The sequence below is a fragment of the Pedococcus soli genome (assembly GCF_054782575.1).
The window spans coordinates 429,581-455,736 of the sequence record NZ_BAAGSF010000004.1; the positions used below are offsets into that span (position 1 = coordinate 429,581).

Here is a 26,156-nt window from a genome sequence, read left to right on the forward strand (position 1 = left end):
GCGATGGGATCACTTCGACATGCCGGCGGTCAATCCGGCGACGATCTGCTTGGTCGCGAGGAGGAACAACAGGATCAGGGGGATCGTCGTGATGACCAGCCCCGCGAACACGGCCGAGTAGTTGGTGGCGTTCTCCCCGAAGAAGGTGGTGAGCCCGACGGGCAGCGTGTACTTCTCCTCGCGGCGCAGCAGCACGAGCGGGAAGAGGAAGTCGTTCCAGATCGGCACGAAGCGGAAGACGGCGACGGTCGCCAGCGCCGGACGCACGAGCGGGACCATGACGCGCCAGAACGTCTGCCACGGCGAGGCACCGTCCAGGGCGGCGGCCTCCTCGAGCTCCTCGGGCAGCTGCCGGAAGAACGTCGTCAGCACGAAGATCGAGAACGGCACCCCGGACGCGCCGTACATCAGCGCGAGCCCCATCCGGGAGTCGATCAGCCCGAGGCCGTCGAACAGGTAGAAGATCGGCAGGATCGCGAGGTGGATCGGGAGCATGAGCCCGGACAGGAACAGGGACTCGAGCCAGCGGAAGGCTCTCGACCGAACGCGCGCGAGCGCGTAGGCCGCCATCGTCGAGACCGTGGTCGACAGCACCACTGCGCCGACCGTGACGAGCAGCGAGTTGCCGAAGTAGGTGGCGAAGTTGCCGGTGGTCCACGCCTCCTTGTAGCTCTGCGTCGAGATCGGCGACGGCAGGCCCAACGGGTCGGTGATGAGGTCGGCGTTGGTCCTGAACGAGCTGAGGACCATGAGCAGCAGGGGGACCAGGGCGATCGCGGCATAGAGCCACAGCACCACGGTCGCCGTCGTGCCCCCGACCGGCTTGCCGCCGGAGCCGGACCGGGCACCACGGCCGCCGCGCGGGCCGCGTGGCTGGGCCAGCACCGGGCCCTCACGGTCGGTGGAGGCCACGGGCGGGACGACGACGCTCATGCGGTGATCCTCCGTTCGTGGCGACGCAGGACCGAGGTGGCGCCGAGGGCGCCACCGAAGATGACGAGGAACAACAGGGTCGCCAGCGCCGACGAGCTGCCGATGGCGTCGATCGAGCCGGAGTCGAAGGCAGTCCGGTAGAACAGCAGCGACACGAAGTCCGTCGAGCCCGCCGGGTTTCCGGTCGACCCGCCGAACGCGTACGGGAGCGCGAACGCCTCCATGGCGAAGATGAACGTCAGCACCGACACCGTGCCGATCGCCGGGACGAGCAACGGCAGGGTCACCTTGAAGAACGCCTGGCGGTGGCTCGCCCCGTCGACGCGAGCAGCCTCGGTGAGCTCCTCGGGCACCCCACCCAGCGCGGCGCCATACAGGAGGACGGGGAAGCCGATCCACTGCCACACGCTCACGAGCACCACCACCCACAGGGCGGTCTTGGGGTCGCCCAGCCAGGGAAGGGCCCACGACTCGAGGCCGATCTTCGTCAGCAGCTGGTTGACCGGGCCGAAGGTCGGCGAGAGCAGGAGCGTCCAGAGGTAGCCGATGACGATCGGGCTGACGAGGTAGGGCATGGCGTAGAGCGTCTGGAGCAGCCGGCGGGTCCGGGCCCGACGGTGCAGCAGGAACGCGACGCCGAGGCCGATGGTGTTCTGGAACACCATCGTCCCGCCGAAGAACAGCACGTTGTGCAGCAGAGCTCGCGGCAGGTCCGTCGTGAACGGCGCCCTGGTGAACAGCGTGCGGAAGTTCGTCAGGCCAGCGAACGCTCCGCGCGCCGTGCCCCGCCACTCGAAGAAGGCGTAGGAGAACGCCGTCGCCATCGGGTAGAGCACGAACACCCCGAACAGCAGCAGGGCGGGGAGGACGAACAGCAGCCCCGTACGACGTCTCACGCGGCCGGCTTGAACCAGGTCTTGACGCCGGTGTCGAGCTCCTTGCTCACCGCGGACGCGTCCTTGCCACCGAGCAGGAGCTGCTGGATGCCCTTGCCGAGCAGGTCCGTGCCGGACGGCGAGCCGTAGCGGAAGTCCGTGAGCAGCAGGTACGGCGAGCCGGACTTCACGTAGTTCTCACTCATCTGCTTGAGCAGCGGGTCCTTGTACTCGACGCCGGGGACGGCCGAGATCTGCTTCACGTCGTCGGCGACCATCTGGCCGAACTCCTTGGTCGACATCCACGTGACGAGGTCGGTGGCGGCCTTCTGGTTCTTCGACTTCTTGGAGACCGCGAAGTTGCCGTCGGCCCAGCCGGCCGTCGTGGCCGTGGCCCCGCTGGGCGACCCCGGGGGCGGGGGCACCTGGAAGACCCCGATCTTCATCTCTGGGTTCGCCTTCTGCAGCACCGCGAGGTCGTAGGACCCACCCGGCAGCATGGCGGCCTTGCCCGCCGTGAAGAGCGTCTGCGCGTCCGTGATGGCGACGCCCGTGACGTTCTTCGGCATGAACTTCTCGAGGTCCTTGACGACCTTGACCGACGCCACCCAGTCGGGGTCGGTGAAGTCCTTGGACCCCGTGGTGACCTCGTCCTGGAACGCCTTGCCACCGAAGCGCGGCGCCGCGAGGACCTCGTGGACGATCGGCAGGGTCCAGTCGTCCTTGGCCCCCACCGCGATCGGCGTGAGGCCGTCGGCGGCGAACTTCGTGTTGGCGGCCATGAACTCGTCCCAGGTCGTCGGCGCCTCGAGCCCGGCCTTGTCGAACACGTCCTGGTTGTAGAACATCACCGTGGTCTGGCGGGCGAGCGGCACGGAGTAGATCTTGCCGTCCTCCTTGCCCTTGGCGCTGGCGACGACGTTCTCGTCCCAGCCGGAGAGGTCGACCTTTCCGTCGAGCGGGACGAGCGAGTCGGAGGCGACCGTCGTCTGCAGCTGGCCGTAGGACCGGACCTGCGGGACGTCCGGGCCGTCGGAGCCGGCGAGGCCGGTGGCGAGGATCTTGTTGTACTCGGTGGCCTTGAACGCCTTGAAGTCGACCTTTACCCCGGGGTGGGCCTTCTCGTAGGCCGCGAAGATCGTGTCGTAGGCCGCCTTGTCCTCGACCCGCCACGACCACACGCTCAGGGTGGTGTCGCCGCTGCCGCCGCCGGAGTCGTCCCCGCCGCTGGAGGGCGCGCACGCCGTGAGGGCGAGGGCTGCGCCGAGGGCGACCACGGAGGCGATGGACCTGTGGGTGCGACGAGTCATGAACGTTCTCCTGTCAGGGGATTCGGCGCCACGGATACCGAGGAGCCATCTCGCGGGGAAGGGGTGGGTTCCGGGGAGGAGGTCTGGAGGAGGGCGGCGCTGCCGGGCACCAGGTCGGCCAGCGCCTTCGCGACCGACCCCTGGTGGTCGGCGATGGCCAGCCGAGCCGTGGCCGCGTCGGTGCCGGCAAGCATCGACAGCAGGGCCGTCTTGAGCTCGCCGTCGGCGGCCTCGAGCGCGAGGCGGGCGTCGGTCTCGTCGGCGCCGCTGGCCTCCTGCAGGATGCGCAGCACGCGACCACGCAGCTTGGCGTTGGTGGCGACGACGTCGACCATGAGGTTGGACCAGGTCCGGCCGAGCCGGATCATCACGGCCGTCGAGAACGAGTTGAGCACGAGCTTCTGCGCCGTCCCCGCCTTGAGCCGGGTCGAGCCCGTGAGGACCTCCGGCCCGGTGCGGGCCACGAGGAGGTGGTCGGCGTATGGCGCGAGGCCGGCCTCCGGGTTCGAGGTCACCAGGGCGGTGATCGCCCCCAGCTCACGGGCCCGGCGCAGGGCGCCGCCGACGAAGGGCGTGCGGCCCGAGGCGGTGAGGCCGATCGCGATGTCGCCCTCGCGGAGGGCCGAGGCCTCCGCCTCACCGGCACCCTCGTCGTCCTCGACGTTCTCGACCGCACGCAGGAGGGCGCCGAGGCCTCCGGCGTGGTGCGCGACGAACAGGCCGTCGGGGGCGTTGAAGGTCGGCAGCAGCTCGGCGGCGTCGAGGACGGCGAGCCGCCCGGAGGTGCCCGCGCCGAAGTAGTGCACCGTGCCGCCGGTCCTGATGGCGGCGACGGCCCGGTCGACGAGGACGGCCAGCTCGGGCAGCACCTCGGCCACCGCCGGGGCGACCCGGGCGTCGTCGTCGTTGAGCAGCCGCAGGATCTCCAGGGTCGGCTGGGTGTCGATGGCGGTGCTGCCGGGGTGGCGCTCCTCGGTGGGCGCGCTGACGCTCACGTCGCTGGTCACACCGTGAGGTTAGTTTCTTACGCCCGATGCGTCAACGACGTAAATGAATGACCACTCAGGCCGTGCCGAGTCACTGACGCAGGTGGTGGCTGGCCACCGCCTGCCGGGTCTCCTTGACGGCCTTGCGGGCCCGGGGCAGGTTGCGCTGGGCCACCGCGATGTAGAGGCAGTCGACGACGGTCAGCGCCGCGATGCGGCTGGCCGTGGCCCCGGACCGCAGGCTGGTCTCGCGAGCAGCCGTGGTGAGCACGAGGTCCGCGCGAGCCGCGAGCAGGGACACCGGGAAGTTGGTGATCGCCATCGTCGTCGCACCCCGGCTCCGGGCCGCGTCGAGCGCCTCGATGGTCTCCGAGGTCGTGCCCGAGTGGGAGATCCCGATGGCCACGTCCCCCTTGCCCAGCAGGGTCGCGCTCGTCAGGGCGATGTGGGGGTCGTTCCAGGCGAAGGCCACGACCCCGATGCGGTGCAGCTTCTGCTGGAGGTCGGTGCCGACGATGGCGCTGGCACCGATGCCGTAGATGTCGACGCGCTTCGCGGCCGCCACGGCCGCCGCCGCAGCGGCGAGGCTGGGTCGGTCGAGCTGCTGGGCGGTCTCCTCGACCGCGCTGGCGTCGACGAACGCCACCTTGGCGATGATGTCGTCGATCGTGTCCTTGGCGCTGATGTCGGTGTCGGTCGCCCCGCCCGCCCGCGGCTGTGCGCTCTCCTCCGCCAGCCCGAGCCGGAGCTGGGGGTAGCCCGGGAGCCCGAGCCGACGACAGAACCGCAGCACGGTCGTCTCCGAGGTCTGGGCGGAGACGGCGAGCTCGCTGATCGTCAGCGCAGCAGCGGCCCTGGGGTCGGCGAGCACCTGCTCGGCGACGCGGTCCTCCGCCGGTGACAACGAGGGACGGATCCCGCGCAGGCGCACCAGGAGGGGCACGGTCGGCACGGTGGCGTCAGCGGCACGGGGGGGCATGGGCTTACCGTACGGCTTCGCCTCCTGCGTCATCGTGACGCCAGCATCCAGCCCTGCGCGACGAAGTCCCCGGGGCTCTTCTCCCCGTCCAGCACGACCCGGCCGCCCGAGGCCACCCGCAGGTCGTCGACGTAGACGCCGCGTCCGAGGTAGGCGGCGTCGGTCGTGTAGCGCCACCGCAGGACCTGGCTCCCGCCGGGGAGGTCGGCCCGCGCCTGCACCCACCTGCGGTCCCCGCTCCCCGAGACGACGCCGTCGCTCTGGGTGGTCTCTCCCCGGTCGCGGACCGTGAAGGGCAGCGGCGCCCATGTCGCCCCGCCGTCGGTCGACCGTTCGAGCGCGAGCAGGTCGCTCTCCTCGGTGTCGAGGAAGAGGTCGAACCCGAGGCGCCCGCCCCTCGCCGGCACCTCGAGGGGTGGAGTCGCGAGTGTGCTGGTCGTCGCGTCCTTCGCGCCGCTGAACCACGCCGTGTCACCGTGCGCGGGGCGCACCCTCATGGCCTGCGCCAGGCCTCCCGCCCACTCCCGCCGCGCCAGGTTGATGCTGCCCCAGCTGCGGGAGGGGTGGACCCGGTTGGTCAGCAGGATCGCGAACGAACGCGAGGCGAAGTCGATGACGATCGAGGTGCCGGTGTACCCGGTGTGCCCGGCCGTCTGCGGGCCCGAGAGCGCATCCATGTACCAGCGCTGGTTGAGCTCGAACCCGAGGCCGTGGTCGTCTCCCGGGAAGTCACCGTTGAAGTTGGTGATGAGGGACGTGACGCTCTGCTTCGACAGGATCCGGTGGCCCCTGTAGGTCCCTCCGTTGAGCAGGGCCTGGCTGAGGACGGCCAGGTCGTCGACCGTCGAGAACACACCTGCGTGGCCGGCGACACCTCCGAGGGACCAGGCGTTCTCGTCGTGCACCTCGCCCCAGACCATGCCGCGCGCCGGGGCCGTCTGGTACTCGGTGGCCGCTGTTCGCGTCCGGTCGCTGGGGTTGTAGCCCGTGTCACGCATGCCCAGGGGTCGTGTGATGCGCTCCGCGACGACCTCGTCGAGCGGCTTGCCGCGCACCTTCTCGACCACCACGCCGAGGGTGATGAGGTTGAGGTCGCTGTAGAGGTACGTGGAACCCGGCGGGTTCGTCGGCGGCTGGTCCAGGACGGCCTTGATCCGCGCGGCCTTGTCGGGGTACTTGCTCCAGAGCGGCAGCCAGGCCGGGAAAGCTGACGTGTGCGTGAGCAGCTGACGGATCGTGACCCCCTCCTTGCCGCCCGCGGCGAACTCGGGCAGGTAGGTGGCCACCGGGGCCTCGAGCGCGACCTTGCCCTCCTCGACGAGCTGGACGACGGCCAGCGAGGTGAACAGCTTGGACACTGACGCCAGGTCGAACACGGTGTCGTCGCGCATGGGGACCCACTGGTCCCGCGGAAGCTCGGTCGTCGCGTCGGCGTACCTGAGCGCGAACCCGCTGGCGTCCCGCTCGACGACCTTGCCGTCGTGGCCCATCAGGCCGACCGCGCCCGCGTACATGGGGTGGCCGCCAACCGGCGCCGTCTCGTGGGCGCGGATCTGGTCGACCGCCGTCGCGACCGGCCCGGGGTCGAGCCCGACCGCGGCCGGTGGCGCGTCGTGCAGCACGGTGTTGGGTGGGGCGAATCCCTTGAAGGGCTTGCTGAAGTCCTCAGCCACGGCGGGTGCGGCCACGAGGGCACCACTCAGGACGAGCGCGCAGGCCACCACGCTCGAGGGCAGGGTCGGACGCAGGTGCATGGTGGTCCACCGTCCGGTTCAGGCGGCCGGGCCGCGGTAGATGAGGTACTGCCGGCGCCGCCGGTCGAAGTCGCGCAGCTCTGCCTGCCAGGCGCCGACCACCTCGTCGGCGCCGGCTCCGGCGGTGACCTGCTCGCGCAGCCTCGTGGACCCGCTCAGCTTGTCGATCCAGTAGGGGCGCGGGTCGTTGTCCACCCGCCAGGCGAAGTCCTTGTAGAGCGCCTTCGCGGCGACGAGCATCTCGACGCCGGTGCGCACCGGGTCGAACCTCGCCGGGTCGGTCACCGACACCTGCACGCCACCACAGACGGTGTTGAGGTGCTTGCTGAAGGTCGGCGTGAAGTACGCCTCGCGGAAGGCGACGCCCGGGATCGACCGTGCTGCAAGGCGTTCCGCCCACCGGTGGTCGACGTAGGGCGCCCCCACGAGCTCGAAGGGCCGGGTCGTGCCGCGGCCCTCGGACAGGTTGGTCCCCTCGAACATCCCCGTCCCCGGGTACACCAGCGCGGTGTCTGCCGTGGGCATGTTGGGACTGGGCATCACCCACGGGAGCCCGGTCTCGGCATACGGCACGTCCCGTCGCCAGCCGGAGACCTCGACCACGGACAGCTCGCTGACGCGACCGCCGGCGTCGGCGGTGAGGAACTCGCCGTCGAAGTACCGCGCCAGCTCGCCGACGGTCATGCCGTGGGCCTGGACGATCTCCTTGGCGCCCACTCCGGAGGTGTACGCCGTCGTCATCATCGGTCCGTAGGCCTTGCCGCCCAACGGGTTCGGCCGGTCGAGGACCACGAACCTCGCACCGGTGGCGACAGCCGCCCGCATCGCCGTGTACATCGTCCAGATGTAGGTGTAGAACCGCGCGCCGGCGTCCTGGATGTCGAAGACGACCGTCTCAACCCCCGCGGCGCGGAACAGCTGCTCCATCTTCGCGGCGTTGGCACCGTAGGCGTCGTAGACCGTCAGCCCGGTGCGCGGGTCGGTGTGCGTGCCCTCGGAGTCGCCCGCCTGGGCGGTCCCGCGGAACCCGTGCTCCGGCCCGAACACCCCGACGATGTCGACCGTCCCGGCCTCGTGCATCTCGTCGACGATGGTGCGCAGGTTGGTGAGGACGCCGGTGGGGTTGGTGATGATGCCCACCTTCTGACCCGCCAGCGCCCTCCACCCGTCCGCGGCGGCCCGCTGGGCCCCCGTCGCGACCGGGCGGTTCGGGTATGGCGCCCCGGCCGGGGTCGCGGCGGCGGTCACGGGGGCGGCGGCGGTGGCGGCGCCGGCGGTGGCAGCCACCGAGGCCGGCAGGACGAGGGCTCCTGCGCCGGCGGCCGTGAGCAGCTGACGACGGTTGAGGTGGGTCTGGTGCGACATCGGTCGTCCGATCAGTAGGTCAGGCCGTGGCCGAAGGGGTAGAGGACGGTCGACGGGTCGCCCGCGGCCGGGATGTCGACCGGGAGCTTGCCCGTGGGGGCCACCTCTCCGGCGATGACCCGGGCGACGGCCTGGATCGCGACCGGGCTGTAGGAGTAGGTCGCGAGGTAGGTCGAGGCCTCGGTCAGGTAGGCGATGTCGTACGGGTCGCGGGTGGCGACCACGATGACCGGCTTGCCGGTGGCCACGAGCTGCTCGACGAGCTTCTGCTGGCCGCCACGAGGGTCGGTCACGGCCTTGTCCCAGGCCTTCATCGTCGTGACGACGACGGCGTCCTGCGTGGCCGCAGCAGCGACCGCGCCGGCGATCTGGGCGTCGGTCGGTGAGGTGCCGGTCTCCTTGACGCTCGTGGTCGCCCCGTGGGCGGCGAGGCCGTCGGCGAGGGTCTTCGTCGTCGTCGCGCCATACCCGGTGACGAGCACCTTCGTGCCCGCGGTGGCGAGCGGCAGGGTCCCCGCGTCGTTCTTCACCAGGGTGGTGGTGCGGTTGGTGATCGCGTCCGCCGTGGCGAGGTGGGCAGGGGTGCCGACGACACGGTCGAGAGCGGTCGGGTCGGCGTAGGGGTGGGCGACCATGCCGCGGTGGACCTTGAGCTCGAGCACCCGGCGCACCTTGGCGTCGAGGTCGGCCCGGCTGATCCGGCCACTCCTGACGGCACCGATCACCGCGGCATACGCATCGTCCATGGCGGGGGTCATGAGGAGCTGGTCGACCCCGGCGGAGAGGGCGCGGACAGCGACCTCCGGGTCGCCGTAGAGGTCACGGACGCCCTGCATGGCGAGGGAGTCGGTGACGATGACGCCCTTGTAGCCCAGCTCCTTGCGCAGGAGGCCGGTCATGATCGGCTTGCTCAGGGTCGCGGGGTCCCCGGAGTCGTCCAGCGCGGGGAAGTTGAGGTGGGCCGTCATGATCATGTCGATGCCGTCGGCGATGGCCTGCTTGAACGGCGGGGCGTCGAGCTGCTCCCACTGCTGGCGACTGTGCGTGATGACCGGAAAGGCGACGTGGCTGTCGGTCGCGGTGTCCCCGTGGCCCGGGAAGTGCTTCGCCGACGAGGAGATGCCGGCGTCGTCCTGGTAGCCGCGCACCTGCGCGCCGACCATGCTCGCCGCGAGCTGGGGGTTCGAGGAGAACGAGCGGGTGCCGATGACGGGGTTGAGCGGGTTGACGTTGACGTCGGAGTCAGGGGCGAAGTCGGTGTTGACGCCCATCGCCTTGAGCTCTTCCCCGGTGATCCTCGCGGCGGTGCGGGCGTCGTCGGTGCTGCGGCTCGCGCCCAGCGCCATCGAGCCCGGGAACTGCGTCGCCGGGGGCCCGATGCGGGTGACGACGCCCTGCTCCTGGTCCGTGGCGACCTGCAGCGGGATGCGGACCTTGGTGTGCGGCTGCGTGAGCGCTGCCTTCTGGAGACCGTTGGAGAGGGCCGTGATCTGGGGCGGGTTCTGGACGCTGTCGGTCCAGGCGAAGTAGATGACTCCACCGAGGTGGTACTTCTGCACCACCTCCGCCGGCGACGCGACGCCGTACAGGGGGATGTTGCGTGCGTCCGGGGTGGTCGCGTCCTTGCCGTAGACGTTCTGGATGAACAGCTGGCCGACCTTCTCCTCCAGCGTCATCCGCTTGAGCGTCGAGGTGACCCAGCCGTGCTGCCACCCGGGGCCGTGGTCGTTGCCACTGGAGGTGGCAGCTCCCGCGGCCGGGACGACCAGCGAACCGAGGAGCGCCGCACCGGCGGTGCCGGCCACGAGGGCCCGGCGGGTCAAGGGAGAGCTGGACATGGTGCCTCCTGGGCAAGATGTAAACCATTGACGCAATAGGTCGATGATTTGCAACTTACCCACATCCGGACAACCCGGGCAAGAGTTCTTTGCCGAGTCTTGGCCCGTGGGGGATGATGCAGCCATGGCGCGACAGATCCAGTGGCGGGGCGCGCTCAGCGCAGACGGCGCGGGCGACGGCCGACGCCCGGAGCGGCCGGTCTGGCGCCCGGGGAGTCCGGTGGTCCCCCCACGCTCGATCGTCGAGGCCTCGCGCGTCATGCAGTTCGCCGGGGTGCTGAGCCTGCTGGAGATCGGCCGGGCGTTCCTCACGCGGAACGACCTGCGCGCCGCGTTCGCCGGGGAGTCCCGCGCCCAGGGGGCAGCGGTCGGCGCGGACGACCTCGACCGGGTGGTCATGATCAGCCTGACCGTCACCGTCGTGTGGGCGGTCATCGCGGCGGTCACGTGGTTCGTCATGGCCCGCACCACCCTCAGGGGCTCCAGGTGGGGCCGCTGGATCGCCTGCGGCCTGCTGCCCGTGGCCATCGGGGCGTTCTTCGGCGGGCTCCTGCCGACGGCGGGCCTGTTCGCCCGGGTCTTCGCCCTGGCCATGCTGCTGCTCGGGGCCTGGGCCCTCGTCCTGCTCTGGCAGAAGGACTCCTCCGCCTGGATCCGCTTCACCACCCAGCCGCAGGACTGACCTGCGACTCAGCGCCGGCGGGAGGCCCCGACCAGCTCGAGCCGTGCGCCCGACGCGCTGTGCCGTGGGCGCGTGGTCTGAGGTCGCGTGGTCTGAGGTCGCGTGGTCCGAGGTCGCGGCGTCGGGACGGGTGCGAGCACCCGCTCGGGGAGGCTCGTGATGAGGTACACCGGGCGCACCGGCCCGACGGGCGGGGGCACCCGGACGGTCGCGGGCGGTGCGGCGGGAGCAGCCCCGGACCGCGGTGCGGTGCGCGGCGTCGTCGTCGTTCGCAGCCGGCGGCCGTCGTGCAGCGCGGCACCGACCCCGACGAGGAGCAGGCCGGCGAGCATCACCAGCGCCGGCACCGAGCCGGGCGCCCACCCGTCGTGGGCGACCACGCCGTACGCGCCGCTCCCCCGCGCCTGCGCGCCGAGGCTGGCCGCCAGCGCCGTCACTGCGCTGACCACGGCGAGCACGGCGCCTGCAACGGCGAGGACGAGAGGACCTCGGGTGCTCTTCACGGCGGCCTCCAGGCTGTTCGGGTCCCGGGACGACGGGTCGTAGCACCTCGGGAGGGCGATCGTCCCTCGGCCGAACGGCTGACTCAACATGCAAATGCCGTAAGCCACGCGTCCAGACGATCCCCCACCGCAGGCCGAGCCGGCCCCACCCCGACCGCTCGGCGCGACGCGGCGCACTCCCACCGCACCGGCGCGGACCGACTGTGGCGCGAACGCCCGGTGGGACGCACGATGGGGCCATGAGCAACGGTGCCTACCGCGCGGCATACGACGAGAGCCTGGCCGACCCGGACGCGTTCTGGGGTCGCGCCGCGACGGCCATCGACTGGATCACCCCACCACCGCGCGTGCTCGACGACGACCGGCCGCCGTTCTACCGGTGGTTCACCGGCGGCACGCTCAACACCTGCTTCAACGCCCTCGACCGGCACGTCGCCGCGGGCCGTGGGGACCAGCCGGCCCTGCACTACGACAGCCCCGTGACCGGCACCGCCCAGACCTTCACGTATGCAGCGTTGCTCGACCGGGTCGCGACGTTCGCCGGCGCGCTGGCCTCGCTCGGGGTGGAGAAGGGCGACCGCGTCATCGTGTACATGCCGATGGTCCCCGAGGCGGTCGTCGCGATGCTCGCGTGCGCCCGGCTCGGCGCGGTGCACTCGGTCGTCTTCGGGGGGTTCGCCCCGGCCGAGCTCGCCGCGCGCATCGAGGACGCGAAGCCGACGGTCATCGTCTCCGCCAGCTGCGGCATCGAGCCGACCCGCATCGTGGAGTACAAGCCGATGCTCGACGCAGCCCTGGACCGCAGCAGCCACAAGCCGGAGTCGGTCATCGTGCTGCAGCGCGAGCAGGCCCGCGCAGCGGTCGGTGAGCGCGACACGGACTGGGAGGAGCTCGACTGGGACGAGCTCGTGGCCGATGCCGAACCCGCCGACTGCGTCGAGGTGGCCGCCACCGACCCGCTCTACATCCTCTACACGTCGGGGACCACCGGGCGCCCGAAGGGCATCGTCCGCGACAACGGCGGCCACGCGGTCGCGCTGCGCTGGTCGATGGAGAACGTCTACGGCATCGGTCCCGGCGACTCGTGGTTCACCGCCAGCGACGTCGGCTGGGTCGTCGGCCACTCGTACATCGTCTACGCGCCCCTGCTCACCGGCGCGACCACCGTTCTGTACGAAGGGAAACCGGTCGGGACGCCGGACGCGAGCGCGTTCTGGCGGGTGATCGAGAAGTACGGCGTGAAGGCGATGTTCACCGCCCCCACGGCCTACCGGGCCATCCGCCGGGAGGACCCCGACGGAGCCCTCATCGCCCAGCACGACCTCTCCTCCCTGGAGACGGTGTTCCTGGCCGGCGAGCGCCTCGACCCGGACACGTGGGAGTGGGCCACCGAACGCCTCGGCGTCCCGGTCGTCGACAACTGGTGGCAGACCGAGACCGGCTGGCCCATCGCCTCGAACCTGCGCGGCCTCGAACCCATGCCGCTCAAGGCTGGTTCGCCCACCGTCCCCGCCCCCGGGTATGCCGTGCACGTGCTCGACGAGCAGGGTCGCCGGGTGCCGGCGGGCACCGAGGGCGCGATCTGCCTGAAGCTGCCGATGCCGCCGGGCACCCTGCCGACCCTCTGGGGCGACGACGAGCGCTACGTCGCCGGGTACCTCTCGGCGTTCGACGGCTACTACCTCACCGGCGACGGCGGCCTGCTCGACGAGGACGGCTACCTCTACGTCATGGGACGCACCGACGACGTCCTCAACGTCGCCGGGCACCGGCTCTCCACGGGTTCCATCGAGGCGGCGCTCGCGGGGCACGACGCCGTGGCCGAGTGCGCAGTCATCGGGGTGGCCGACGACTTCAAGGGCCAGGTCCCCCGTGGCCTCGTCGTCCTGCGGTCCGGGGTGGACGTCGACGCCGACGGTGAGCGGATCCGCGCCGAGCTCGTGCAGCGGGTGCGCGACGAGGTGGGCGCCGTCGCCTCCCTGCGGCAGGTCGACATCGTGGGTGCCCTGCCGAAGACCCGGTCGGGCAAGATCCTGCGCAAGACGATGCGCGAGATCGCCGACGGGAAGACCCCGAACGTCCCGGGGACCATCGAGGACGCCAGCGTCCTTGAGACGCTGGCGCCCGTGCTCCGCCCGGCGACCTAACCTCCTGCGTGTGCAGGGAGTCTTCACCGGGTTCGTCACCATTGCCGTCGTCATCGGCGTCGGCGCGCTGCTCGCCCACCTGCGGGTCGTCGACCTCAGCGCCCAGCAGGTGCTGTCGCGGATCGCGTTCTTCGTGGCCAGCCCGGCCCTCATGGTCATCACCCTCGGTCGCGCCGATGTCCACGCGGTGCTCTCGGCCAACCTCGTGGCCTCCGGCGCCGCCGTGGTCGTCTGCGTCGCCCTGTACGCCGCCCTGGCCCGGTGGGTCTGGCACCGCGGCCTGGGTGAGGGCACCATCGGCGCGCTGTGCGCGTCATACGTCAATGCGGGGAACCTGGGCATCCCGGTGGCCAGCTACGTCCTCGGCGACGCGGCCCTGGTCGCCCCGACCCTGCTGCTGCAGCTGCTCGTGCTCCAGCCGCTGGCCCTGTCGCTGCTCGACGCCGACGTGCGAGGGCGTCCGACGTCGGTGTGGCAGGTGGTCGCCCGGCCGTTCCGGAACCCCCTCACCGTCGGGTCGCTCGCCGGTCTCGGGCTGTCGCTGACCGGGTGGACGCTGCCGCCGATCGTGCGCGACCCGCTCACCCTCATCGGCAACATGGCGGTGCCCTGCATGCTCATCGCGTACGGCATCGCGCTGCGCCTCGGACCCGGGCTCGGGCGGGCCGGCTCGGTGGCCGAGCTCGCGACGACCTCGACCATCAAGCTGCTGGTGCAGCCCGCGGTGGCGTGGTTCGTCGGCGCGGTCGTCCTCGGGGTGCACGGGCCGGCACTGCTCGCCATCGTCGTCACCTCGGCGCTGCCGACGGCGCAGAACATCTTCGTGCACGCCAGCCGCTACGACCGGGCCACCGTCCTGGCCCGCGACACCATCCTCATCACCACCGTTGGCGCGGTCCCCGTGATCCTGGTGGCTGCAGCCGTCCTCGGCTGACCCCGCCGGCACCACGCTGCCGGCCGCCGATCGGCCAACGATCACCTCGCCACCGCGCTGGCCACGGTCGCGCTCACCACCTCCAGTCCCGCTGCGAGCGTGTCGTCGGGTGGTGGGGCTGTGGAGAACTCCAGGATCGATCTCACCGGTCGCCGAGACTGAACAGATGAACGTGGCAGCAGCCGTGGCTGAGCTGGGTGGCATCGCCCCGCGCAAGCAGCTGTTGCGCGCGGTGACCCGCGGGGAGCTCGAGCGCGCCGTCGCCAGCGGCGAGGTGACCCGGGCGTCCCGGGGCCGGTACGCGCTGCCGACCGACGACCGGACACGACGACTGGCGCACGAGCTGACGGGGACGGCGGTGCTCATCAGCGCGGCCTCCCACTGGGGCTGGGCGAGGATGTGGGAGCCCCGCCAGCCGCAGATCTGCGTCCCACGCGGACGCAACATCTCCCGCGACGACCGCGCCCAGGTCGACCTGCGATGGCGCACCCTGGCGCCGGGAGACATCGTCGACAGCTGGGTCACCTCCAGGGAACGCACCCTCCTCGACTGCGCCGCCCTGCTGCCCTTCGCCGAGGCGCTCGCCATTACCGACTCCGCCCTCCGGGACCGCTCCGTGCATCCCTCCCAGCTCTCGAACCGACTGACCGACGTGCCTCGCCTGCACCGATCACGCACCCGACGCGTCTTCGCGCAGGCCTCGCCCCTGGCGGCCAACCCGTTCGAGTCGGCTCTGCGCGCTGTCGCCCTGGGAGTACCGGGCCTCGACGTGCGCTGCCAGGTCCGGATCGACGACGATCGCGGATGGGTGGGCCGGGTGGACCTCGCCGACGAGTCCCTCCGGATCGCCCTCGAGGCGGACAGCATGGAGTACCACGGTGAGCGCGATGCCATGGATCGCGACGTCGCGCGCTACACGAGGCTCACGTGCGCAGGCTGGCTGGTCCTGCGCTTCACGTGGTCGCAGGTCATGACACGTCCGGCGTGGGTTGCCGAGATGCTCGCCAAGGCGGTCGCCCAGCGGGCGCACCTCCGGTCGGCGGCCTGAGCGGGACCGGCCAACGATCACCTCGCCCCCGGCCCGATCCCACATGTGCGCACCACCGCAACGACCGACGCGAGGTGATCGTCGGGCGGTCGCCATACGAGGGGTAAGGCGCGCGGTCAGCGGGAGCGGCGGGCGGTGCCGAAGATCGACCGGGTGATCTCGCGGCCGAGCACGGTGCCGGCAGAGCGCAGGGCCGACTTGAACGCGCTCGACCGCACGACCTGCTCGACGATCCCGGGCTGCTCCTTGGCCGGTCGGGCCGGCTTGGGGGCCGCGGGCGCGGGGGCCGGGGCAGCGGGCGAGGGCGCCGGCGCCGCGGGGGCGGCCGGGGCTGCCTGCAGACGCGCCTGCAGCTTCTCGTACGCCGACTCGCGGTCCACGACCGCGGCGTACTTGCTCGACAGCGACGACGCGGCGATGAGGCTCGTGACCAGGGCCGGGTCGGACGGAGCCATCAAGGACTGGGGCGCGATCATCCGGGTCCAGGCCACGGGGGTGGGGGCACCCCGCTCGGACAGCACCGTGACGACGGCCTCGCCCGTGCCGAGGTTGGTGAGGAGCTCCTCGAGGTCGTAGCCGCTGTGGGGGTAGGTCGACACCGCAGCCTTGAGCGCCTTCGCGTCCTCGGGCGTGTAGGCGCGCAGGGCGTGCTGCACCCGGTTGCCGAGCTGGGCGAGCACACCGCTCGGCACGTCCTTGGGGCTCTGGGTGACGAAGAAGACGCCGACCCCCTTGGACCGGATCAACCGCACCGTCTGCTCGATCGCCGACAGGAACGCCTTGCTCGCGTCGGCGAACAGCAGGTGCGCCTCGTCGAAGAAGAAGACGAGCTTCGGCTTGTCGGCGTCGCCGACCTCGGGCAGGTCGTGGAACAGGTCGGCCAGCATCCACATGAGGAACGTCGAGAACAGCGCCGGCCGGTCCTGCACCGCGGGAAGCTCGAGGCAGGTCACCAGCCCCTTGCCGTCGGCCGCGGTGCGGAGCAGGTCGGCGGTGTCGAACTCCGGCTCACCGAAGAACGCGTCGGCGCCCTGGTCGGAGAACGCGATCAGCTCGCGCAGGATGACCCCGGCAGTCGCCGACGACAGGCCACCGAGGCCCTTCAGGTCGGCCTTGCCCTCGTCGGAGGTCAGGAAGGAGACGACCTCGCGCAGGTCCTTGATGTCCAGCAGCGCGAGACCGTTCGAGTCGGCGTAGTGGAAGACCAGTCCCAGGCTCGACTCCTGGGTGTCGTTGAGGCCCAACACCTTCGAGAGCAGCGTCGGGCCGAACGACGTGATCGTCGCGCGGATCGGGATGCCCTGCCCCAGTCCGCCGAGGGACAGGAACTCGGTCGGGTATGCCGTGCCGACCCACTGCTGCCCGACCTCCGTCGAGCGGCTGGTGATCCGGTCGTTGGCCACGCCGGCGGTGGCCATGCCCGAGAGGTCACCCTTGATGTCGGCGAGGAAGACGGGGACGCCCTGGCCGGAGAGCTGTTCGGCCATGAGCTGCAACGTCTTCGTCTTGCCGGTACCGGTGGCGCCGGCGACGAGTCCGTGCCGGTTCAGCGTCGCGAGCGGCACCTTGACCGGCGCGTCGGGATGCGCCGTCCCGTCGATGACCGCGGCACCGAACAGCAGCGCCCCACCGGTGAAGGAGTAGCCGGCGCGGATGGCGTCGAGCTGCTCGGAGGACTGCGCGGACGGGTCGGCACTCGCGTTCTCGGTCACGTTCGGCACTCTAGTGCGGCTCCCGGCCGCTCGGCAGGCCGTCGCGGAGGCGGTCGCACGGCTGGGGCCGCCCGCGGCATACCCCTATGGTTGCTGGGTGATCTTCAAGAAGGTGGGCGAGGGAAAGCCGTATCCGGACCACGGCAAGGACTCGCCACGCGACTGGGCCGAGGTGCCTCCGCGCATGGTGCGCCTCGAGGAGCTGATCACCACCAAGCGGACGCTGGACCTGGGGCAGCTGCTCGCCGAGGACTCGACGTTCTACGGCGACCTCTTCGCCCACGTGGTCGAGTGGGAGGGCAACCTCTACCTCGAGGACGGCCTGCACCGCGCACTGCGTGCCGCCCTTCAGCAGCGACCTACCCTGCACGCGCGCGTCCTCGTGCTTGACTAGCCCCGCAGCAGGTCCCGGTCGGCGACAGGCTGCGCGTCGGGGCGTGACGTAGGCGGAGGTGGGTGTGAGCTACATCGTGGAGTCGGGGGCGTCGAGCTCTCGTCGCGCGAGACGTCGCCGCGCCCTCATCACGCTGGGGATCGTGGCGCTGATGCTGTTCTTCGCCTTCTGGTACGCCTACTCGTACTACCAGGCCTCCGACGAACGCCGCGCGACGCCGCGACCGAGCTGCACCGCCACGGCCGGACCCGTCCTGCCGGCCGACGTGACCGTCAACGTCTACAACGCCACCGACCGCGCCGGCCTCGCCGCGAAGACCGCCACCGACGTGCGCAAGCGCGGGTTCCGGGTCTCCACCGTGGCCAACGACCCGTTGCAGCGCAAGGTCACCATCGCCGCCGAGGTGAGGTTCGGACCGACCGGGGCGAAGGGCAGCAAGCTCGTCCTCGGCCTCGTCAAGGGTTCGAAGGCGGTCAAGGACAGCCGCACCGACTCCTCCGTGGACCTCGTCCTCGGCGACAAGTACACGAAGCTCACCGCCGCCCCCAAGGTGACACCGACACCGACTGCCACGGCGACCACGACGAAGACCTGCTGACCCCGACGTCGTCAGCGCAGCTCCCAGTCCTCGCGGCGCAGCTCGTACTCGACCTCCCCCTGCTCGCTGCCGGGCACGGGGTCGTCGTGGTGCTCGTGGAACGCGCGGGCGAACTGCATCCCGATGCTCGTCATCGTCGCCCGGGAGCCGGCGTTCACGGCCATCGTCTGCGCGAAGATCCGCGACAGGCCGACCACCTCGAACCCGTGGCGCAGCAGCTCCCTCGACCCCTCGCTGGCGAAGCCCTGCCGCCAGTGCCGGCGCAGGATGCGGTACCCCAGGTCGGCCTCCCCCGTCACGCGATCCTGGCTCGGGCCATGGGGAGGCGTCAGCATCCACAGCCCGACGAAACGGTCCTCCGGCGCGCCCTCGACGGTGCGCAGGAAGCCGACCCACATCCCCAGGCCGTCGACCACCTCCGCCCGCCGGCGCCGCTGCACGTGGTTGCGCTCGACCTCGTCGCGCGTCCTGGCCCGACCCCAGAGGTAGCGCAGCACCTCGGGGTCGGAGTCGAGCTCCACCTCGAGCTCGAGGTGCTCGTCGGCGAGCGGCACGAGGTCGAGGCGGGCGGTCTGCAGCGGGGGCTGGGGCACCACCCCACCGTGCCGCACCCGGAGCCGGCGGGCCACCGGGTTCCGAGCCCCGGCAGCAGGCGCGACCGGGACGTAGGCTCGGACCATGATCACGGTCGAGCTGGCCCGCAGCCTCGGTGAGGGTGGGGTGCTCTGGGAGCCGGTGCCCGGGGACCGCTTCACCATCGACCAGCCGAACGTCCTCGGGGAGGTCTTCTGGATCAGCCACCTCACCATCGACGTGCACACCTTCAAGGGCCAGCCCCTGCTGGGGTTCAACGGCACGACCGAGTGGGCCCTCGACTCCGTCACCCTCGACAGCGCCCTGTGGCTGCCGCGCGAGGACCAGCTGCGCGAGCTGCTCGGCGACCGGTTCGCGGGACTACACCGCGACGGGGACTCCTGGGCCGTCGAGGTGTCCGGCCCCGAGGGCCCGGCCACCTTCACCGACGCCGACCCCGAGTGCGCCTACGCCCAGGCGCTGCTCAGCATCGTCTGAGGCCCACCGAGGACCTCGCCCCGGCGGTCACCGCGGGACGGTGTGCCGCGTGCCTCAGCCGACGGGCTGGGTCACCGGGACCCCCATGGACGTCGTGGACTCCGTGACCGGGGCCGGGGCGTCCGCCATCCGCTGCGCCTGGTCCTCCGCGGACGGACCGCGGTCCTCGGCCGGCAGGCTCGAGATCACGACGGCCGTCCCGATCATCGCGAACGCCAGCGCACAGCCGAAGCGCACCAGCGCCTCGTTGACCGACAGGTTGCCGCGCAGGACGAGGAAGGCCGCCGGCGCGAACAGCATCGCGCCGAGCAGGACGCTGGACTTGAACCGGCTGGAGCCGTTCGTCGCCGGGGCGCCGGTGGCTACGGGACGGGACTTCTTGGCCATGTCAGGACACCACGCTCTCCACGACGTCGACGACCCCTGCCGTGGTCAGGCGCAGGTGGCCGCCGAGCTCTGAGTAGGCGAGCACCGCGAGCTGCGGTGCGCCGGGCTCGACGAGGCGGCGGACCGCTCGTCGCAGCGGCTGTGCGCAGACCAGCACGGGCTGGACACCCGACTGCTCGGCGCGCTGGGACACCCGAACGGCCTCGGTGGCGAGGCGTTCGGCGAAGTACGGGTCGACGAGGAGCTGCACCCCGTTCTCGCCGCCGCGCAGGGACTCCAGGAGCCGCTGCTCGAGCCTCGGCTCGAAGGTGAGGACGTGAAGCTCGCCGCCCACCGCGTGCGACGAGGCGATGGCCGGGCCCAGGGCGAGCCGGGCGGCCTCGACGAGGGAGTCGGGGTCGGTGCTGACCCGGGCGCGCAGCGACAGCGCCTCGAAGATGCGGACCAGGTCGCGGATGCCGACGCCCTCGGAGAGCAGCCCGGCGAGGACGCGCTGGACCTCGCCGAGGGTCAGCGGGGAGGGCGTCATCTCCTCGACGACGGCCGGGTGGGTGGCCCGCACCGCCTCGACGAGCAGCTTGACGTCCTCGCGACCGAGGAGCTCATGGGCGTGCTGGCGGACGACCTCGGCGAGGTGCGTCGTGACGACGGACGAACGGTCGACGACGGTGGCCTCGACCGCCTCGGCGCGACCCCGCTGGTGCACCGGGACCCACTTGGCCTCGAGCCCGAAGACGGGCTCCCTCGTCGGGGTGCCCTCGAGCGCGGCCAGGTGGTCACCGATGGCGAGGACCATGCCGGCCGGCGCCTCTCCGCGCGCGACCTCGACGCCGTGCAACCGGATGGCGTACGTGTGCTGCGGGAGGTCGATGTTGTCCCGGGTCCGAACCAGCGGGATGACGATGCCGAGCTCGTGGGCGAGCTTGCGCCGCAACGCCTTGACGCGGTCGAGCAGGTCGCCGCCTGCACTGGCGTCGACGAGGCCGATGAGGTCGTACGCGAGCTCGAGCTCGAGCGGCTCGACGCGGATGTCGTGGGCGAGCACCTCGGGGCTGTCGGCCGACGGGCCGGGCGGCAGGGCGGCGGCCGCTGCGCGCTCGTCCGCGGCCTCCTTCTCCCCTGCCTTGGGCAGCGTGCGGGCGATGAGCAGGGCCGCGGCACCGACGATGAGGAAGGGGAGCTTGGGCAGGCCGGGGATGACCGCCAGGGCCGCGACGGCGACACCGGCGACCTGGATCGGCTGGCGCTGGGCACCGAACTGGGCGACGAGGTCGCTGCCCATGTCCTGCGCGGTCGTGGCGCGGGTGACGATGAGACCGGTCGACATCGACATGAGCAGCGCAGGGATCTGCGAGACCAGGCCGTCGCCGACGGACAGCAGGCTGTAGGTCGCGACGGCGTCGCTCAGGCTCTCGCCGCGCTGGGCCACACCGATGATGAGGCCGCCGATGAGGTTGACCAGGGTGATGACGATGGCGGCGATGGCGTCGCCCTTGACGAACTTGGAGGCACCGTCCATCGCGCCGTAGAAGTCCGCCTCGGCCGAGACGTCGGCACGGCGGCGGCGCGCCTCGTCCTCGTCGATCAGGCCCGAGTTGAGGTCGGCGTCGATCGCCATCTGCTTGCCGGGCATGGCGTCGAGGGTGAACCGCGCCCCGACCTCGGCCACGCGCCCGGCACCGTTGGTGATGACGACGAACTGGATGACGACGAGGATGATGAAGATGACGAGGCCGACGATGATCGACCCGCCGACGACGAAGTGGCCGAACGCGTCGATGACCTTGCCCGCGAAGCCGTCGAGCAGCACCAGGCGCGTGGCGCTGACGTTGAGGGCCAGGCGGAAGAGCGTGCCGATGAGCAGCAACGACGGGAAGACCGCGAAGTCCAGGGGCCGCTTGACGTTCAGGGCCACGAGCAGGATCAGCACCGAGAAGGTGAGGTTCACCGCGAGGAGCATGTCGAGGACCACGCTCGGGAGCGGCACCACCATCATCACGACGATCGCGACGATGCCCGCGGGGATGCCGATCTGGCCGATCCGGCTCTTCATCGGACCTCGGCCTGCGCGGGGTGGGTGGTGACGGCAGCTGTCATGGCACGCCTCCTATCGACCCGCACGGCGGGCACCTGAGGATTCGAGCAGGGCCGGCGGTGCGGTGCGGGCGGCGTTGGGGTTGCGGTGGAAGCCTCGCGCGGCGCCGCGCTGGCGCAGGCCCATGACGAAGACGAACACTCCCGCCACCGCGTCATACAGCTCGGCGGGGATCTCCTGGCCGATCTGGCAGCTGCGGTAGAGCATGCGGGCGAGCGGCACGTCCTCGACGAGGGGCAGCTTGAGCTCGGCCGCGTCCTCACGGATCTTGGCCGCGACGAGGCCGGCCCCCTTGGCGACGACGCGGGGCGCGCCCCGGCCGGGTTCGTAGGCGAGCGCCACGGCGACGTGCGTCGGGTTGACCAGGACCAGGTCGGCCGACGAGAGGTCGGACATCATGCGGTTGCGGCTCATCTCGCGCTGCTTGCCGCGGATCATGCCCTTGAGCAGCGGGTCGCCCTCGGAGGACTTGTTCTCGCGCTTGATGTCCTCGAGGCTCATCTTCAGCGACGACCCGATGCGGCGACGCTCCATGACGTAGTCGGCCGCGGCGAGGACCAGCCCGACCGCGGCGATGACGCGCAGGATGCTCAGGGCCGAGCCGGCCGCGGCCCCGACCGACGCACCGAGGGACCACTGGCCGCTCGTGGAGATCTGCTCGGTGATGTCGCGGACGGCGCGGTACCCGATCCAGCCGAACACGACGAACTTGAGCAGGGTCTTCACCAGCTGCCAGGCAGCGTGCATGCCCACGAGGTTCTTCAGGCCCTTGGCCGGGTTGAGCGTCTCGAACTTCGGCTTGAACTTCTTGGCATAGATACGGATGCCGCCCTGGGCGGCGTTGCTCACGAGTGCCGCGACCACCATGGCGCCCATCAGCGGCGCGAGCAGCAGCAGGCTGTGGATGCCGGCCGTCTTGAGCACCTGCATCGCGATCGCGGGATCCGGTTCGACGATGACGCGCTGGAGCTCCCCGAGCAGGTCGCGGAACAGGTCGGCGAGACCGTGGACCAGCTTCGGGACCAGCACCGACGCGACGATGACGGCGACCCACGCGCTCAGCTCCGCGGTCCGCGGGATCTGGCCGTCCTTCTTGGCCTCCTGCTGGCGTTGCGGGGTCGGCTTCTCTGTCTTGGACGCCTTGTCGCTCACGAGCGCGTCCCCATCATCGTGGCCACCGAGACCATGTCGTGGGTCGCCTGGTCCAGCAACTTGCTCACGGCACCGGGGAGCAGCGAGAACGCCACCCCGGCCAGCGAGATGGCGAGCAGGATCTTCACGGGGAAGCTCATCGCGAAGATGTTCAGGGTGGGCACGGCCCGGCTCACGAGGCCCAGCGCGAGCTCGGCGAGGAACAGCACCACGAGCACGGGCGCGGCGATCTGCAGCGCGCCGGCGAGGAACCGGCCCAGGTCGTCGGTGGCGAGGCGGGCCAGGTCACCGATCGACAGCGGGCGCAGCGGCACCGTCTCGAACGTCATCATCAACCCGCGCACCAGGATCAGGTGGCCGTTGGCGGCGAACAGCAGCGTGATGGCGAGGAGCTGCTGGACCCGGCCGAACATGCTGCTGGAGACGTTGGAGAGCGGGTCGTAGAGGCTGGCGAGGGTGAACCCGCTGGCGAGGTCGATCAGCTCACCGGCGGCCTGGATGGCGGCCATGGCGAGGTGCACGACGAACCCCATCGTCATGCCGACCGCGACCTGCCACAGGGTGGCGCCGACGAGCGACGGCAGGCTGATGGTGGGCGACTGGTCCTTGAGGTTCGGCAGGAGGCACAGCGCCAGGGCGAAGGCCAGCGCCGCCTTGATGCGGGCCGGCACCGACCGGCTGCTGAAGGGCGGGGCGATGGCGAAGAACGCCGACATCCGCACCGTGGCGAGGAGCAGCACCACGAGGGTGTCCGCCGACAGGTTGGCCCGCATCAGCTCAGCAGCTGCGGGAGCATCGTGAACATCGCCTTGGTGAACGCGATGGTCTCCTGGAGCATCCAGTGACCCGCGACGAGGATGACCATGGCGACCCCGATGAGCTTGGGGACGAAGGAGAGGGTGACCTCCTGCACCTGGGTCACGGCCTGCAGCAGCGAGACGCCGAAGCCGATGCCGAGGGCCACGAGGAGCACGGGCATGGAGAGCTTGGCCGCCAGGATCATCGCCTGGAGGCCGATGTGCACCACATCGGCATCGGTCACTGTAGTCCCCCGTCCCTCAGTGGTAGCTCTGCACGAGGGCGGTCGCGATCAGGCTCCAGCCGTCGACCATGACGAAGAGCAACAGCTTGAAGGGCAACGAGATCAGGGCAGGGGGCAGCATCATCATGCCCATCGACATCAGCACCGAGCTGACGACGACGTCGATGACGAGGAAGGGGATGAAGACGACGAACCCGATGATGAACGCCGACTTCAGCTCCGAGAGCACGAAGGCGGGGATCAGCGTCGTGAGCTGGACGTCGTCGGGGGTGGCCGGTGCCGCCTGGTCGCTCAGCTTGACCATCGTCGCGAGCTCGGCGGGACGCGTCTGCTTCATCATGAACTCGCGCAGCGGCTTCACGCCGGCGTCGAACGCCTGGCTCTGCGTGATCTCGCCCTTGAGGTAGGGCTGCACCCCGGAGTCGTTCATCGCCGACAGCACCGGCGACATGATGAAGAGGCTGAGGAAGAGGGCCAGGCCGGCGAGCACCTGGTTCGGCGGGATGGTCGTGGTGCCGAGCGCGTTCCGCGTCAGGGACAGCACGACGATGATCTTGGTGAACGACGTGCAGAGCACGAGGATCGCCGGTGCCACCGAGAGCACCGTGAGCAGCAGGATGATGCTGACCGTCTGGCTGGGCTTGCCCAGGCTGGGGTCGACCTCGACGGAGACGCCACCGGTCGACGTGGGCGACGGGGTGGGGGTGGGCGCGGCGACCAGCGAGGGTATGGCGCCGGGCACCGAGAACGGCGTCGTGGCGGCGAGCGCGGGGGTGGCGGTCCGAGCCGTGGCGGCCCGGACGCCGGTGACCGAGCCGGGGGCCACGGACGCGACGCCGACCTGCGTCGAGGAGGCGGCCGCGGACGGCGCGGCCTCGGCGACGGCGCCCGACAGGCCCACCGCCGAGAGGGTGAGCAGTCCCACCGCGACACCGCGGCGCAGCCAGACGGCTCCGGCAGGACGCCGGAGCGCGCGGGAGAGCTCAGCCACGTCGGCTGATCCCGGTCGCGCCGAGGACGACGGCGGCAGCGTTCCACGGCCACCCGGTCGGTGCCTGGGCCGCCCGACGCGTCGCGCGGGAGTCGACCGGGGTGACGATGGTGCGCGACCGACGTGACAGTCGGCTCTGCGCGGGCTGGGCCAGCTGGAGGGCGGAGGCCGCCGGGACCGAGTGGAGACCCTGCGCCGACTGGAGACCCTGCGCCGACTCGAGGGCCTGGGCCGACTGGAGGGCCTGGATCGCGTGCAGGGTCGGCACCGCCTGGGGGGACGGGTGCTGGCGGCGGGGGCGGGCGGCGGGCGCGAGCGCGCCGAGGGACAGGCGGCGGGGCCGGTTGGCCCTGCTCGCCTCGCGGGCGGCGCGGGCGCTGCTGCGGGTCTGCAGGCCGGCGGCGACCAGTGCGCGGTTCTCGGCCTCGGCCCAGGTGGCCGAGCGCGCAGGGGTGACGGCCGGCGCCGCGACCGGGGCGGTGAGGGGCGCCGACCAGGCCTGGGCGGAGGCGGAGGGATCGAACGGCCCCGCAGCGGACGCACCGGGGTCCGACGCGACGAGCGGGTGGGCGGCGGGCGTGACCGGGGCACCCGGGGAGACGGCAGGAGCGATCGACGAGACGCCCGCGGGCAGCACCGAGCGCACCACGGACAGCGGCGGCGTGGCAGGGATGACGTCCTCGTCGCCGAGCTCGCCGAGGACAGTGACCCCACGGTCGGTCACCCCGAGGACCATGACCTGCGAGCCGACCTTGACCACCTGCAGGGTGGAGGCCTTGCCCAGCGAACGACGGGACAGCACCTCGACCTCGACCGTCGAGCGCCCCGGACGGCCGGAGCCGAGGCCGCGCTTGGAGGCCCAGCGGGCCAGCATGACGAGGAGCACCAGCACGACGGCGAGCGAGACGAGCAGGCGCAGGACCGCCAGCACGACCGAGCCGTCGGTCATGCCCGGCCCCGCGCGTCAGCCTCTGCGCTGACGACCTCGGTGATCCGGACGGCGAACTCCTCGTCGACGACGACGACCTCGCCCCGGGCCATGAGCGTGCCGTTGACCAGGACGTCGACCGGGCTCCCGGCCGCGCGGTCGAGCTCGAGGACGACACCGGGGGCGAGCGACAGCACCTCCTGGACCTTCATGCGCGTCCGGCCGAGCTCGACGCTGATGCCCATCTCCACGTCGCGCAGCAGGTGCAGGCGGCGCGGGTCGACGTCGGCGAACGGCGAGCCACCCACCAGCGGCTGGAAGGCAGCCGCGGGCGCGGGGACACCCTCGAGCGGCACGTCGACCGGCGCGTCGACCGGGGAGTCGGCGACCTGGGTCTCGTCAAACTTCATGGTGTGTCCTTCGGGTGGGGCG

At 71.4% G+C, this 26,156-nt stretch carries 26 protein-coding genes; 7 read left to right on the forward strand and 19 right to left on the reverse strand.

The annotated features are described in order from the left end of the window. Positions 1-9: 9 nt before the first annotated feature. The 8 genes from ACYVKF_RS08045 to ACYVKF_RS08080 all read right to left on the reverse strand — a co-directional run bounded on the left by ACYVKF_RS08045 (position 10) and on the right by ACYVKF_RS08080 (position 10,040). Positions 10-933, reverse strand: a complete 924-nt coding sequence (locus ACYVKF_RS08045; RefSeq protein ID WP_056915816.1) for a carbohydrate ABC transporter permease — start codon at positions 931-933, stop codon at positions 10-12. Continuing rightward, positions 930-1,829: a carbohydrate ABC transporter permease gene (locus ACYVKF_RS08050; RefSeq protein WP_056915817.1), complete on the reverse strand. Its 900-nt coding sequence runs from the start codon at positions 1,827-1,829 to the stop codon at positions 930-932. The genes ACYVKF_RS08045 and ACYVKF_RS08050 overlap by 4 nt, the downstream gene beginning before the upstream one ends. Beyond that, complete coding sequence (locus ACYVKF_RS08055; protein WP_460966076.1) at positions 1,826-3,118, reverse strand: extracellular solute-binding protein; 1,293 nt, start codon at positions 3,116-3,118, stop codon at positions 1,826-1,828. Before ACYVKF_RS08055 ends, ACYVKF_RS08050 begins: the two co-directional genes overlap by 4 nt. After that, positions 3,115-4,125: an N-acetylmuramic acid 6-phosphate etherase gene (locus ACYVKF_RS08060; RefSeq protein ID WP_460966078.1), complete on the reverse strand. Its 1,011-nt coding sequence runs from the start codon at positions 4,123-4,125 to the stop codon at positions 3,115-3,117. The genes ACYVKF_RS08055 and ACYVKF_RS08060 overlap by 4 nt, the downstream gene beginning before the upstream one ends. 70 nt (positions 4,126-4,195) lie before the next feature. Further along, positions 4,196-5,083 (reverse strand): MurR/RpiR family transcriptional regulator, encoded by an 888-nt coding sequence (locus ACYVKF_RS08065; RefSeq protein ID WP_056915819.1) that lies wholly within the window; start codon positions 5,081-5,083, stop codon positions 4,196-4,198. 29 nt (positions 5,084-5,112) lie between these two features. Then, positions 5,113-6,837 (reverse strand): serine hydrolase domain-containing protein, encoded by a 1,725-nt coding sequence (locus ACYVKF_RS08070; RefSeq protein ID WP_460966081.1) that lies wholly within the window; start codon positions 6,835-6,837, stop codon positions 5,113-5,115. Between the two features lie 18 nt (positions 6,838-6,855). After that, entirely contained in the window at positions 6,856-8,202 is a 1,347-nt protein-coding gene (locus ACYVKF_RS08075) for an exo-beta-N-acetylmuramidase NamZ family protein (RefSeq protein ID WP_460966083.1), read from the reverse strand. Between the two features lie 11 nt (positions 8,203-8,213). Continuing rightward, positions 8,214-10,040, reverse strand: coding sequence for a glycoside hydrolase family 3 protein (locus ACYVKF_RS08080; RefSeq protein ID WP_460966084.1), 1,827 nt, complete (start codon positions 10,038-10,040; stop codon positions 8,214-8,216). A 124-nt stretch (positions 10,041-10,164) separates the two neighbouring features. On the opposite strand from ACYVKF_RS08080, the gene ACYVKF_RS08085 reads away from it, so the two are divergent. Beyond that, on the forward strand, positions 10,165-10,722 hold the full coding sequence (locus ACYVKF_RS08085; protein ID WP_460966085.1) for a hypothetical protein: 558 nt from the start codon (positions 10,165-10,167) through the stop codon (positions 10,720-10,722). A gap of 8 nt (positions 10,723-10,730) precedes the next feature. On the opposite strand, the gene ACYVKF_RS08090 is transcribed toward ACYVKF_RS08085, so the two are convergent. Next, positions 10,731-11,225: a hypothetical protein gene (locus ACYVKF_RS08090; protein WP_460966086.1), complete on the reverse strand. Its 495-nt coding sequence runs from the start codon at positions 11,223-11,225 to the stop codon at positions 10,731-10,733. Between the two features lie 239 nt (positions 11,226-11,464). On the opposite strand from ACYVKF_RS08090, the gene ACYVKF_RS08095 reads away from it, so the two are divergent. From ACYVKF_RS08095 to ACYVKF_RS08105, 3 genes are all read left to right on the forward strand, one after another. After that, entirely contained in the window at positions 11,465-13,372 is a 1,908-nt protein-coding gene (locus ACYVKF_RS08095) for a propionyl-CoA synthetase (protein ID WP_460966087.1), read from the forward strand. A 10-nt stretch (positions 13,373-13,382) separates the two neighbouring features. Further along, a complete protein-coding gene (locus tag ACYVKF_RS08100) occupies positions 13,383-14,306 on the forward strand; it encodes an AEC family transporter (protein ID WP_460966088.1) in 924 nt (307 codons plus the stop codon). A 166-nt stretch (positions 14,307-14,472) separates the two neighbouring features. Beyond that, on the forward strand, positions 14,473-15,354 hold the full coding sequence (locus tag ACYVKF_RS08105; protein WP_460966089.1) for a DUF559 domain-containing protein: 882 nt from the start codon (positions 14,473-14,475) through the stop codon (positions 15,352-15,354). 116 nt (positions 15,355-15,470) lie between these two features. Here the strand turns inward: ACYVKF_RS08105 and ACYVKF_RS08110 are convergent, their stop codons facing one another. Beyond that, on the reverse strand, positions 15,471-17,075 hold the full coding sequence (locus tag ACYVKF_RS08110) for a helicase HerA-like domain-containing protein (RefSeq protein WP_460966090.1): 1,605 nt from the start codon (positions 17,073-17,075) through the stop codon (positions 15,471-15,473). A gap of 88 nt (positions 17,076-17,163) precedes the next feature. Between ACYVKF_RS08110 and ACYVKF_RS08115 the strand changes: the two genes are divergently transcribed. Together ACYVKF_RS08115 and ACYVKF_RS08120 are read left to right on the forward strand one after the other, a co-directional pair. After that, positions 17,164-17,460, forward strand: a complete 297-nt coding sequence (locus ACYVKF_RS08115; protein ID WP_056915827.1) for a type II toxin-antitoxin system VapB family antitoxin — start codon at positions 17,164-17,166, stop codon at positions 17,458-17,460. A gap of 64 nt (positions 17,461-17,524) precedes the next feature. Continuing rightward, positions 17,525-18,058 (forward strand): LytR C-terminal domain-containing protein, encoded by a 534-nt coding sequence (locus ACYVKF_RS08120; protein WP_056915828.1) that lies wholly within the window; start codon positions 17,525-17,527, stop codon positions 18,056-18,058. Between the two features lie 11 nt (positions 18,059-18,069). On the opposite strand, the gene ACYVKF_RS08125 is transcribed toward ACYVKF_RS08120, so the two are convergent. Next, positions 18,070-18,651: a GNAT family N-acetyltransferase gene (locus ACYVKF_RS08125; protein ID WP_056920437.1), complete on the reverse strand. Its 582-nt coding sequence runs from the start codon at positions 18,649-18,651 to the stop codon at positions 18,070-18,072. Positions 18,652-18,736: 85 nt separating this feature from the next. On the opposite strand from ACYVKF_RS08125, the gene ACYVKF_RS08130 reads away from it, so the two are divergent. Then, positions 18,737-19,129, forward strand: coding sequence for a hypothetical protein (locus ACYVKF_RS08130; RefSeq protein WP_056920255.1), 393 nt, complete (start codon positions 18,737-18,739; stop codon positions 19,127-19,129). Between the two features lie 54 nt (positions 19,130-19,183). Here the strand turns inward: ACYVKF_RS08130 and ACYVKF_RS08135 are convergent, their stop codons facing one another. The 8 genes from ACYVKF_RS08135 to fliN are packed head-to-tail and all read right to left on the reverse strand — an operon-like array spanning position 19,184 to position 26,134. Next, entirely contained in the window at positions 19,184-19,516 is a 333-nt protein-coding gene (locus ACYVKF_RS08135) for a hypothetical protein (RefSeq protein WP_460966091.1), read from the reverse strand. Between the two features lies 1 nt (position 19,517). Then, a complete protein-coding gene (gene flhA, locus ACYVKF_RS08140) occupies positions 19,518-21,569 on the reverse strand; it encodes a flagellar biosynthesis protein FlhA (RefSeq protein ID WP_056915831.1) in 2,052 nt (683 codons plus the stop codon). Between the two features lie 54 nt (positions 21,570-21,623). Further along, positions 21,624-22,763, reverse strand: a complete 1,140-nt coding sequence (locus ACYVKF_RS08145; RefSeq protein ID WP_460966092.1) for an EscU/YscU/HrcU family type III secretion system export apparatus switch protein — start codon at positions 22,761-22,763, stop codon at positions 21,624-21,626. Next, positions 22,760-23,536 carry a flagellar biosynthetic protein FliR gene (fliR, locus tag ACYVKF_RS08150; protein WP_056915833.1) on the reverse strand — a complete coding sequence of 259 codons (777 nt, stop codon included), beginning with the start codon at positions 23,534-23,536 and terminating at the stop codon, positions 22,760-22,762. Before fliR ends, ACYVKF_RS08145 begins: the two co-directional genes overlap by 4 nt. Beyond that, entirely contained in the window at positions 23,536-23,805 is a 270-nt protein-coding gene (locus tag ACYVKF_RS08155) for a flagellar biosynthetic protein FliQ (protein ID WP_056915834.1), read from the reverse strand. Before ACYVKF_RS08155 ends, fliR begins: the two co-directional genes overlap by 1 nt. Before the next feature lie 16 nt (positions 23,806-23,821). Further along, positions 23,822-24,796 carry a flagellar type III secretion system pore protein FliP gene (gene fliP, locus ACYVKF_RS08160; RefSeq protein ID WP_460966093.1) on the reverse strand — a complete coding sequence of 325 codons (975 nt, stop codon included), beginning with the start codon at positions 24,794-24,796 and terminating at the stop codon, positions 23,822-23,824. Then, positions 24,789-25,745 carry a flagellar biosynthetic protein FliO gene (locus ACYVKF_RS08165; RefSeq protein WP_460966094.1) on the reverse strand — a complete coding sequence of 319 codons (957 nt, stop codon included), beginning with the start codon at positions 25,743-25,745 and terminating at the stop codon, positions 24,789-24,791. The genes fliP and ACYVKF_RS08165 overlap by 8 nt, the downstream gene beginning before the upstream one ends. Then, on the reverse strand, positions 25,742-26,134 hold the full coding sequence (gene fliN / locus ACYVKF_RS08170; protein ID WP_056915836.1) for a flagellar motor switch protein FliN: 393 nt from the start codon (positions 26,132-26,134) through the stop codon (positions 25,742-25,744). Before fliN ends, ACYVKF_RS08165 begins: the two co-directional genes overlap by 4 nt. Between the last annotated feature and the right edge of the window lie 22 nt (positions 26,135-26,156).